Annotated in this window: 9 protein-coding genes; 2 read left to right on the top strand and 7 right to left on the bottom strand. The window is 51.2% G+C overall.

Annotated elements, in window-relative coordinates; genetic code table 11:
• Positions 1–88: 88 nt before the first annotated feature.
• From H6G21_RS02625 to H6G21_RS02655, 7 genes are all read right to left on the bottom strand, one after another.
• Positions 89–538 (bottom strand): SRPBCC family protein, encoded by a 450-nt coding sequence (locus H6G21_RS02625; protein WP_190570140.1) that lies wholly within the window; start codon positions 536–538, stop codon positions 89–91.
• Between the two features lie 208 nt (positions 539–746).
• A complete protein-coding gene (gene zds, locus H6G21_RS02630; protein WP_190570142.1) occupies positions 747–2,222 on the bottom strand; it encodes a 9,9'-di-cis-zeta-carotene desaturase in 1,476 nt (491 codons plus the stop codon).
• Between the two features lie 173 nt (positions 2,223–2,395).
• Positions 2,396–3,691, bottom strand: a complete 1,296-nt coding sequence (locus H6G21_RS02635; protein ID WP_190570144.1) for a hypothetical protein — start codon at positions 3,689–3,691, stop codon at positions 2,396–2,398.
• A 510-nt stretch (positions 3,692–4,201) separates the two neighbouring features.
• The gene (locus H6G21_RS02640) at positions 4,202–5,140 is read right to left on the bottom strand and encodes an RluA family pseudouridine synthase (RefSeq protein ID WP_190570146.1); all 939 of its coding nucleotides are present in this window, start codon (positions 5,138–5,140) and stop codon (positions 4,202–4,204) included.
• A 319-nt stretch (positions 5,141–5,459) separates the two neighbouring features.
• Positions 5,460–5,855, bottom strand: coding sequence for a universal stress protein (locus tag H6G21_RS02645; RefSeq protein WP_190570147.1), 396 nt, complete (start codon positions 5,853–5,855; stop codon positions 5,460–5,462).
• A 331-nt stretch (positions 5,856–6,186) separates the two neighbouring features.
• Positions 6,187–7,335, bottom strand: a complete 1,149-nt coding sequence (locus H6G21_RS02650) for an acyltransferase (protein ID WP_190570149.1) — start codon at positions 7,333–7,335, stop codon at positions 6,187–6,189.
• A 411-nt stretch (positions 7,336–7,746) separates the two neighbouring features.
• Positions 7,747–8,634 (bottom strand): hypothetical protein, encoded by an 888-nt coding sequence (locus H6G21_RS02655; RefSeq protein WP_190570151.1) that lies wholly within the window; start codon positions 8,632–8,634, stop codon positions 7,747–7,749.
• A 377-nt stretch (positions 8,635–9,011) separates the two neighbouring features.
• Between H6G21_RS02655 and glpX the strand changes: the two genes are divergently transcribed.
• Both glpX and H6G21_RS02665 read left to right on the top strand, forming a co-directional pair.
• Complete coding sequence (gene glpX / locus H6G21_RS02660) at positions 9,012–10,052, top strand: class II fructose-bisphosphatase (protein WP_190570516.1); 1,041 nt, start codon at positions 9,012–9,014, stop codon at positions 10,050–10,052.
• Positions 10,053–10,248: 196 nt separating this feature from the next.
• Positions 10,249–11,541: a glutamyl-tRNA reductase gene (locus H6G21_RS02665; RefSeq protein ID WP_190570154.1), complete on the top strand. Its 1,293-nt coding sequence runs from the start codon at positions 10,249–10,251 to the stop codon at positions 11,539–11,541.
• Positions 11,542–11,658 lie beyond the last annotated feature (117 nt).

Below are 11,658 nucleotides of genomic sequence, written 5' to 3' on the forward strand. Positions count from 1 at the left end.
GGACGCTCGGCAAAATGGACTGGGAACCGTTCGGTATGGACCTATTATTTCACCCCATTCCTGCAAAGCCGATCGTCCTAATGTTCCCTCAGGACGATCGGGCATCTTTGAGGGCGTAGTCGCGGAAGCGGTTCATATCTGCTTGCAGCGAGGATTCCACCACTTTCCCCAACGCCAGACCATCCATCAATTGCCGAATCACCGTGGGTACCGAGTAGGCCACCGTCAGTTTGACGATGCTGCCCTCTGCCCCGCGATCGTAGAAGCGGATTGCGCCTTTATTCGGCAAACCATCCACCGATTCCCACTGGATAATCTGATGGTGGATTTGGCGAACAATTTTAGACTGCCAAGAAAATTCAAAGCCCCCCGAAGCCAATTTCCACACGGACAAATCCGGGTTATCAGGCCGCACCTTGACGGAATCAATCCACTTCATCCAATTGGGCATTTGCTCCAGGTCTGACCAGAGTGCCCAGACATGTTCGATCGTTGTCGGAATTTCAACCTGTACGGTGTGCTCAAGCCAGTCAGACATAGCGGCAACGGGGGTAAGGGTGAGAGGAGCAGTGGGTAGCGGGAGATCTGTTATCAAGAATCGATCTTTTCTCCCAGCGTAGCGCACCCACTCAGATGCGCGGCGTTAGGAAAGGAACGGTTTTCCTAACTGAGATCGGTAACCGAGATCGGTAACCAGGGTCTGTCACCAAGATCTGGATCGTCTTGGCTGAATATAGATCCCCCAGTTAGGCGTAGGAGTAGCGGAATAGACCTTTGCCTTCCACCTTTTGGCCCAAGGGTTCCAAAATCACCGCAGCCGCTTGTTTACCGGAAATCGTCGCGCCTTCCATGCTGTCGATGTAGTCCTGTTGGGTGTAGCTACCGGCGAGGAAGAAGTTGGCGATCGGGGTCTTTTGGTTAGGACGGTAGGGATCCATGTCCGGTTTTTCGCGGTAGAGGGACTGTGCCAATTTCACCACGCTGAACCAGGTCATCTCCAGATCGCGGGAGGAGGGGAACAGATCGTGCAGTTGCTTGAGGGCGTGCTGGGCAATGTCTTCGTTGCTCATTTTGATAAACGGATCACCAGGGGTCAGCACCACTTGCATCAAGGAACCCTGACCTTCGCGGTAGTAGTCCTTGGGACTGGACAGCGCCAGGTCAGAGAAGCAGGAAAAGTCTGCATCCGCACTGTAAAGCAGGTTGTCAATGCCAGCGGCGATCGCCTGCTTGCGTTTGCTTTCATCCTGCATTTCCGTCACCCAGCCATTGAACCGCAACTGCACGGTCACCACGGGCACAGCTTCCAGTTTGTAGATATTGTCAAACTCTGCCATGCTGCGCCATTCCTGGGGCAGAAGCCGTTGGATTCCCGGCACATCGCAGGCTGCTAGGTAGGCATCGGCGGTGACGATTGCTTCCTCCGCGCCATCGGCGATCGCCAATCCTGTGACCTTAGTATTGCGGCCTTCCCCTTCAAACAGAATCCGACGGGTCTGGCGACGGGTGTGGATTTTAGCGCCCTTAGCGGTGATGTAATCCACGATCGGTTTGCTGAGATATTCCCCCGGCGATCCGGCCAGCATATTCAGCCGGGAAGCTTCCGTTTTCGCAGCGAACATCATAAAGATCGTCAGCATACAGCGGGCGGAAATTTCCTCGGTGTCGATGAATCCCAAGGCCAAGGCGATCGGATCCCACATGCGCTTCAAGCTATTCTGCGATCCACCATGGCTGCGGAACCAATCGGCAAAGCTGATGTTGTCCAGCTTGCGGATCAGTTTCATCGCCACTTCGTAGTTAATCAAACCCGGCACGATCGGGCTGGTTCCCAAGGCGATCGCGTTCTGCACCTTGTCTAGAGGCGTTAACTGACCCGTGGTGAAAAAGGCCTTGAGGCCATGGAACGGTGCACCGACTAGGAAGCGGAAATCCAGCTTGCCAATCTGACCGCCGCGATTGATGAAGGTGTGGACATGCTCCTTAGGCAGCAAATTGTCGTAGGCCCCCACCTTTTTCAGCAGGGCAAACAGGTTGTAATAGTTGTTGAAAAAGACATGCAGGCCCATTTCGATGTGGTTACCCTCGGCATCCACCCAGCTTCCCACCTTGCCACCGACAAAGGGACGGGACTCAAAAATTTCCACCTCATGGCCAGCGTCCACCAGCTCAACAGCCGCCGCCAACCCTGCTAAACCCGCACCAACGATCGCAACACGCATTACGCCACCTAAAAATACGCTACCTAAGAACTTGTAAAGGCCGACTGTCCAGACAGCTTTACAGATTGTAATGGTTTGCGGGTCGGGAAAAAAGTCGTTGCAGAGGATTCTGGGTGCAACAGCCTCTACAACAGACAGCCTCTACAACAGACCGTCTCTACAACAGACAGGCTTTACAGCAGGTACGCGTACTCCAAGGCCGTGCGACCCGCGCGACTTTCGGGAGAGTGACCATGCAGGGTTTTAGCCAGCATCCAGTAATTCAGGATCTCTAGGAGCCAGCGCAGATCCTCCTGAAAGCTCTGGCGATAGTGCTGCACCAGTGCGGCAAAGCGTTTGGCAATGCGATCGCAGGTGTGCTGCCAATTGCGCCGACAGACCAGAGCGAGCTTGAGCAGGAGGCCCACGGTAAAGGGCGCGCCCAAGCCGCCATGGAGTCCCATAAAGCGAACATGCTGCTCAGCGTGACTTTTGGGGTGGGCCAGCAATGTGTCGAGCAATTGCCAACTGACTTCCGTGAGCAATAAATCACTTTGCCCTAAAAAGCCTTTGGGAGAGGCGATCGTTTTCAATTGCATCTCCAGCCATTGACTGACAGAGGCTCCGCAATGGGGATGGTGGGCCTGCTGGGCAAACTGTTGGATGCTGGTGTTCAAATAGGTAGACAGGTGCTGAACCGCTTGGTGGTGGGCAGTGGCTCCGTCCCAAGCCAGCAAGAATTTCTGAGCACTCTCGCGATAGCGCCCCGCTGCTGTTGATTTACCCGCATAGTGTTTGATGGCAAATCGGAGCTGTGGCTCCTCTAGCCCGGTCAGCCGTTGCAGCTCCGTCGAAAATTCTCCGGTGTGGTTGCGCAATAGGGCATTCCGTAGATATTGATCAAGGCATTGATCATAGTGATGTTCCCGTTGCCGTTGGAGATGCGAAACCGCTTCTTGTCCACTATCGCTCGTGTCTTCATTCAACAGGATATGGGGATATAGGAACGGGTACCGCCGCAATTCATCTTGCACCGATCGCCGATGATTCGACGCTTCAGGCTCATCCTCCGTTTGCGCCACATTGACCCGATCGAGCAGCGCCGTATATTGGGGAGACTGCGTAAATTGCGCCACCAGTTTCCGTAAGCGATCGATCACCGGAACCCGACTTAACTGTGTAGGTTTGCGTTGAAAAATGAGGACAAAACCCGCCGTGTAACGCAAGTCCGATCGTGACCACCAATGGTTGATTAAGATATAGCAACAGCGATTGAGCACATTGAGAAATTCCCGATCGGCCTGTTCTGAAGCCACTAAACGATAGACTATTTCTAGAATTTCTGGGTCATGATATTGAGTCCCTTCAATAAACAATTGAGTGAGGCGATCGAGAATATTGGGAAAGGGCAAATACCGTAACTCATACAGGTGCTGATACAGGGATTCAGCATCCTGGTGCCAAGGCAACCTGGAAGGATAGAAATTCATGGTAGAGCCACCTTAAGAAAGATCCACAGAGCACAGAGGGACGAAACCAGACAGCCAGGGAACAACGAGGGGTGCGATCTTGGACGAGTCAAAGGGCAAGGCAAAGGACAAGTCAAAGGGCAAGTCAACCAAACTATTCCAACTATTCCAACTAGAATGTCTTGCATTCTTGAAGTCAATCATTGAAATTTCGCAATAAATCCGCCATTTTGACGGAAAATTGCCGTTGGCGACGAGTCAACTATCACTTTTATCAACACCTATAACAATGAGTACGGAAAATTACAGCAATACATGTAGGAATGATTCTAGGAATGGAGAATTGAGCTGTGATATCAGGGTCGGTGAAGCTGCTAACTGTTCGATCGCCAAGTTCGATCGCCGGGGTAAAAAGAATTATCTCAGAAATATATAAGACTCTGAGGTTAGATTTATGGGGCGTTGATGACAGTTTTTACACTGTCTATCAAGAAATTACAGGGACAGGTCAGTGAATTCCGGGGAGCAGGGTTAATTTGCGACGTTTTGGATGGCGGAAACCCGCAATTGGGAAGAGTCTGGTTCACAGGTGAAGCAGAGGGGTTCCTGCGATCGGGGATGCTGGAAGGCTAGCTGATAGGCATGGAGCCAGTAGCCACAATCGCCTGGAACTGGCACGTTATCGGCATTCGGCTGGGCAGGCACGATCGGCAACCCACCGACGCCATAGAGGGGATCACCCACCAAGGGAAAACCAGCGGCGGCAAGGTGGATGCGGATTTGGTGGGGACGCCCGGTCAGGATCGTGACTTCCAGTAGGGTGTCTTGGGGATTGCGTTGCAGGACGCGGCAGTGGCTCTGGGCGAAGGAGCCCGTGGGGGTAGCGGCGTAAAGGGTGCCCAGGGCGGGATGGGAAATCGGGCCGATCGGTTCCTGGATGGTCAATTCGTCAGCGCTGACCGTCCCACTGGCTAAGGCGCGATAGATTTTACGAATGGCCCGATCGCGCATTTGCTGAGTCAGGTGGGATTTGGCTAAGGGCGATCGAGCGAGTAAGAGCAAACCGGAGGTGCCGCGACCAAGGCGATGGATGGGCACGGGGGGCTGCTGGGGATATTGTTTTTGGATTTGGTGCAGCAGGGTATGTTCCAAAAATCCGGCTCCCGGCAGGACGGGCAATCCGGAGGGTTTATTGACCACCAGTAGATCGGCATCTTCGTAAAGCAGCTCGATCGTCAGGGGCACGATCGGTTCCTGCCAAGGGGGACGATGGTAGGCAAGACGATCGCCTTTTTGCAGGGGAGTATCCGGGGTGGTGGAACGATCGTTTAATTGCACTTGTCCAGACGCAATTTTGGTTTGCCATTCGCTGGCGCTGGAGTGGCGATAGTATTGCGCATAGTATTGCAGAACCGTCAGTCCTACTTGTTGCTTACTGATGCGATCGTGGTATGTCCAGCCTTGGTTCATGGGCAATTGCTGAGAAAGATTTTTCTATCCTCCCGCACCTAATCGGAATGTTAGATGAATAACTTAGCAGAGTTCACTCAGATGTAACTTTAGCGTCCCATTCTATGGATTTGAAAGGTGAATCTGAAGTGACAATAGTAGTGTGAGTGATCTTGCAGAGCTATCAATCCTAACGGTGACTCACCAATACGATCGTCATCGGTTCAACCTGAATTGGTCGGTTGTTAGTCCGATCGAACAGTGGGGAAGAAACGGCATTCCAGATCAATCAGCATCGATCGCCCCCACATCCGATCGGAATTGATCGATCGTTTCAGATCTAGGGAACCACCAACACCGGACAAGGCGACAAACTAATCACCCGATTCGTCACACTATCCTGCGCCCCTTCTCCCGTCAAACCCAGCCCTCGACTGCCCATCACAATCAAGTCTGCACCCATCTCATCCGCCACATCACAAATCGTAAAGGCAGGCTTACCTTGCCGCTCCACCGTTTCCGCTTTAATTCCCTGTTGAGAGAATAGCTCATTGGCCCCTTTCAGCAACTCATCCACCGCATTCACTGACGCCATGGCCAAATCCTCCGACCCATCCTCCACCACTGAGAGAATGATTAACCGGCTCTTGTGTTGCTGCACCAACTCCGCCACCAAATTGGCCGCCTCACGGGATTCACGACTGCGATCGATGGGAAACAAAATGGTCTTAAACATAGCCTGTGCACAATGCCTATGAAAACGTAGCCTATGAAAACGTAGCCTATGAAAACGTAGCCTATGAAAACGGAACCGATCGAACTTGGGAGGATTCAAAGAACTGTTCCAAGTTCCTGCCCCCCCATTTGAAACTACCGCATACAGACCCCGTTTTCATCAGATGTAAACCCAATGTAATGTAACCAAGGCAACAATCCATCACCTCAAGGTTCACCCAGACACCCAATCCTCCCGCGCATCTCCTTTTGCTGAGAGCATCCCCCGTTGGATCCTTTAAGAATTGACCTTCCATCCACGGCCTCACACAATTCCCACGGGCAGCATCTCACTAAAGAAATTGTTGGAGAGGGGTTTTCTTCAACAAATCAATCGTGATGGTAGTCGCAATTAAAACCAACACCGACACAATCAAAGGCACGATCGGCACCACCCCACCTAGCAAGAAAGCCCAACTATCTACATGATTTGCCAGCAGTAGGAACAAATACAACCAGTACTTATGCAATGCATAGAATCCTAAAGAATTCTGAGCCAAGCGTTGGAGCAGGAAGTTATTTTGCAAATTCGCCTGCATAGGATAAATAAATCCCAGAACCATTAAACAACCATAGAGAACAGAAGCCCTTCCATAGAGACTTGTCTCCCAGACCATCATCCTGAGAATAATATCTTGCATTGAAAATGCAACAAACAGTGCTAGAGATAAATATTTAAACTTTCCTAGAACATAACTTCTTATGCCTGAATTTGAAAGTTTCGCCGGAGTCTGAGCAATCGAAGATACAGTAGTCGAAGACAAAGTAGTCGAAGACAAAGCAGTCGTAAATAAATCAGCGACTGCAACATATACAAAAAAGTTGTCAAGTCGATAATAGGAAATTGATTGTCCAGTCAAGAGTAAATATTCAAAGTACAGGGTTGATGCCACAATCACTAAAATTGAGAAAATCTTTCTCTTCCCAGCCTGAACTTTTCGGTAGAAATAGGCCAACCCCACCAAACACATCAAGTCAAACAGAAAGTAAAATACCGAATCCCCAACCAACGGCAAGCTAGGATAAAGTCCTATTAAAATTCGAATTGGATTCTGAGTTAACAACGATCGAACCCCAGAGGCTTCCCCAAGAATCAATTGAGTCACACAATAGAAGACAAGATGAAACCCAGTCCAGAAAGTAAATATCTTCGCTAAGGTTGTCAGTCTTGTATAGAGGTATTGGGAGTTGGAATTTGCTTTTTTAAGAAACAGATGGAGCGAAATCACAAAAAACAGTGGAACTGCCAATAGAAATAATTGTTGGTTGATCGCATCAATGAAATAGCTAAAGTTCCTGGTCACTTGATTTTGGACATTCACCAGCTGAATAGGCTGCAAGTGCCACAGAAGAACTGCAATAATACTAAGCGCTTTGAGCAAGTCTAAGCCTTGATCTCTAGAAGGAGGATGAGCAGAAGCAGGAGGATGAACAGAAGCCATACATGCACCCAAAGACTTTTATTAATCGCTTTCTGCCTAACTATTTCGAATCCTTTACAAATCGTCCATCTACCCTGATGCAGATTTCTATTGCCGTAGATGTTTGAGAGAACGCAGAGTCAGGAATTGAAGAGGAACTCGAAATAGCCATAGCCAACATCTAACGTCTTTAGATATTTCATACTTTGCTGATGGGTAATCCCCTGACCATTCGTTCTACAATCAATGATGCAGGCGGTGCTGGAAGGGAGCGTGGCCAGTAGAGATAGATCAGAACTGCTATCACAAATCCCACCATGCCACAGAACCCACGCAAAATAGCCTTGATGAAGCGATTGCGCCCTAAGTTCTGAGCTGCTTGAGATACGATTCTTGATATCACCGATCTCCTCTACTGTTTTTACGCAGGATCTAGGGTGCGTTCTGCTCACCTAGTAATTGGCTGAGAACCCCATTCGATCGAATAAACGGTTTGAGTTGGTCATAACTCAGTAGATAGCTATCCTCAGGTTCAGCAGCTTTCAGCACATGGGGGAACCCGTATTCATAGTGAAAGATAATGCCCCGATCGGTAATGGTAAAGTGATTCAGATCTTTCACCCGAAACTGGTGCGCTGCATAGATTTTCAGATCGATTTCCTCCTCCCCATAGTCTTGCTTCACTTCCGCCATTTTTTTCTGAATTTCCGCCTGCATTACCTGATTGACTAACCGAGCCACCTGACCGAGCGCTTCCGTTTTAAACAGATGGTGGGCATAGATCACCGTCCCTGTTTTCAGGTTAACCGCAAGGTAGCGCTCAAATCCCGACGGATACGCCCCTGTGCCCCAGCCACGGTAGGTAATGTCCAAAATGGAGTGCTGGTTATAGTTGACGGTATAACTCAACTCATTCAGCCAAGCATAGTCCTCAAACTCAACACGCATCTCCTCCACAGATTTGCCAAAGGCTTGTTGCAGCCCGATCGCTGCTTGCACCTTTTCCTGAAGTGCCGGATCAGCCATGCCCGAAATTTTCGGATACTTGACGATCGCCTCTCGACGACCTAGGGCATCCCCCTGATCGCGCACAAACTTAACCACTTCCTCGGTTACCGTCACTGGCTCTGCTGCCAGACTTGTCCTTTGAGGGGTTTGGGATGGATCAGTGAACCCCATAGCATTCCCAGGAGTCAACCCTGGATGAGACGAGCTAATACCCCCGCGATCGCTCAATTCGATGGATGGATGGGCGATCGCACCCACCCCAGGCAACCCACTCACCACGATTGCCAAAATCAGAAAAACTGTCGATTTCATACTCGTTACCATTTCGCAAAACGCAATTTTCTCAAGAGAGCAAACTGCAAACTATTAGGGAAGAACCTTTAGGGAAGAACCTTTAGGGAAGAGCTTGTAGAGACTCGCCCCGGAAGCCATGAAGGGATCTGTCGTTAACTACAATTTTCTGTAGCTGACTACATTTATTTTGACGAAATTTCGGAGAGGTCGTTCGCAGGAAAGTCCGGGTTTTCCAGAGAATTCCAGGCATTTTCGTTAATCCCCTGCACAAAACTTTACACCGGAGCGAACCTCGGCACCTTCAAGCGTGTTACGCCCCTTTGATAGACTTGATAACTGAAGTCGCTGACATCTTTGTAACGTTGGCGCAACATCAGCAGTTTGGAGGACGCTTAGTGGAAAGCACGCTGGGTTTAGAGATTATCGAAGTCGTCGAGCAAGCCGCGATCGCGTCGGCTCGGTTGGTCGGCAAAGGCGACAAAAACGGTGCAGACCAAGCTGCCGTAGAAGCCATGCGGGAACGGATGAATAAAATCCACATGCGTGGTCGGATCGTGATCGGGGAAGGGGAACGGGATGACGCCCCCATGCTCTTCATTGGTGAAGAAGTCGGTATCTGTAACCAACCCAACGCCGCAGACTTCTGCACCCCAGAAGAACTGATCGAAATCGACATCGCTGTGGATCCTTGCGAAGGTACAAACCTTTGTGCCTATGGTCAACCCGGTTCCATCGCAGTGCTGGCAATTTCTGAAAAAGGCGGCCTGTTTGCAGCCCCCGACTTTTACATGAAGAAGCTGGCCGCTCCAGCAGCAGCAAAGGGCAAAGTAGACATCCGCAAGTCTGCCACCGAAAACCTCAAAATCCTGTCCGAGTGCTTAGATCGGGCGATCGAAGAACTGACGGTAGTCGTCATGAAGCGCGATCGTCACAATGACCTGATCAAAGAAATCCGCGAAGCCGGTGCTCGTATCCAACTGATTGGAGACGGGGACGTTGGCGCAGCCATCAACTGCGGTTTTGCGGGTACGGGCATCCATGCACTGATGGGCATTGGTGCGGCTCCTGAAGGGGTGATCACGGCTGCGGCCATGCGCTGCCTGGGTGGTCACTTCCAAGGCCAGCTGGTGTACGATCCCGCGATCGTGCAAACCAAGGAATGGGCTGACATGACCAAGGAAGGCAACCTAGCTCGCTTGGCGGAAATGAACATCGCCGATCCCGACAAGATCTATGAAGCAGAAGAGCTGGCTTCGGGCGAGAACGTCATGTTTGCTGCAACGGGGATCACCTCCAGCAACTGGCTGGAAGGCGTTCGCTTCTTTGGCGGTGGGATCCGGACTCAAACCCTGGTCATTTCCAGCCAATCCAAAACCGCACGCTTTGTGGACACCATCCACATGGCCGGACATCCCAAGAGCGTTCAACTGCGCTAAGGATCAACCCTTTGCCCTGTCAATGCCCTAGGCCAGGTTTACAGGGATCCAGAGCATTGTGAACCCATGGCGAGGATCGATGCTCTGTTAGTAGATGGGATGGGAGATCGTTGGCCACGGTAACGAATTCGCCAATGCATCCCCCGTCCCCCTCATTACACGCTTTCGGACTTTTCTAAAACATCAACGATTTAATATGAATATCGCGGTTGTTGGACTGACCCATAAAACAGCGCCCGTTGAAGTGCGGGAAAAGTTGAGTATCCCAGAGCCTCAGTACGAAGGGGCGATCGCCGAACTCTGTGCCTGTCCCAACATTGAAGAGGTAGCTGTTCTCAGTACCTGCAATCGTTTAGAAATTTACTTAGTCCTGCGCGAAGTGGATGCAGGCGTCCGCGAAGTCATTCAATTTTTATCCAACCATAGCAAACTTCCGATTTCCACCCTCCGCCCCTACCTGTTTACCCTGCTGCACCAGGATGCGGTCATGCATTTGATGCGTGTGTCCTCGGGGCTAGACAGCTTGGTCCTCGGCGAAGGCCAAATTTTGGCGCAGGTCAAGCAGTGCCACCAAGCAGGGCAGCAATGCACCAGTGTGGGACGGACGCTGAATCAGTTATTCAAGCAGGCGATCGCCGCTGGGAAGCGCGTGCGCACCGAAACCAGCATTGGCACTGGGGCCGTTTCCATCAGTTCCGCAGCGGTGGAATTGGCCCAAATGAAGCTGGGGGATTTGGCTCCCTACAAAATCCTCATCCTGGGTGCAGGAAAAATGTCCCGCCTCCTGGTCAAGCATTTGGTGTCCAAAAATGCGGTAGACATGACCGTCCTGAACCGCACCATGGGACGGGCGCAGGAACTGGCCAAGGAATTCCCCGAAGCCCATCTCAAGCTGGGCCTGATGGATCAGATGATGGCACAACTTGCAGAAGCGGATATTGTGTTCACCAGTACGTCCGCGACGGAACCTATCCTCGATCGGGCAAAATTAGAATCCGTCTTAGACCCGCAGCGTCAAGTGTCTCTCATTGACATTGCCGTTCCTCGCAACGTCGATGCCGATGTGAACGAGTTATCCCACGTCAAAGCCTACAACGTAGACGACCTCAAGGCCGTCGTGGCCCAAAACCAAGAAAGCCGCCGTCAAATGGCCATGGAAGCAGAGTCCCTGCTGGAAGAAGAAGTGGAAGCCTTTGAAACTTGGCTGCGATCGCTCGATGCCGTCGCCACCATCAGCAGCCTCCGCAACAAGGTCGAAGCCATTCGCACCCAGGAACTAGAAAAAGCCCTCTCCCGCCTAGGGAACGACTTTGGGGATAAGCATAAGGAAGTGGTTGAGGCCCTGACTCGCGGTATCGTCAACAAAATTTTGCATGATCCCATGGTGCAATTGCGGGCCCAAAAGGATGTCGATACCCGACGGCAAGCCATGCAAGCCCTCACCGTCCTGTTTAACCTGGAAGACGCGCAACAGGAAGTCCGGGCTTAGTGATTCCGGCGATTCCAGCGATTGGGGAGATTCCATTGGGAAATTGCGTTCTACCCTGGGGATGCAACCGTTTTCCAGGCGGATTTTCCCAATTGCTGTTGATCCAAGCACGATCGA

Origin of the sequence: Alkalinema sp. FACHB-956 (assembly GCF_014697025.1) — a bacterium.
Classification (GTDB): Bacteria; Cyanobacteriota; Cyanobacteriia; order Leptolyngbyales; family Leptolyngbyaceae; genus Alkalinema.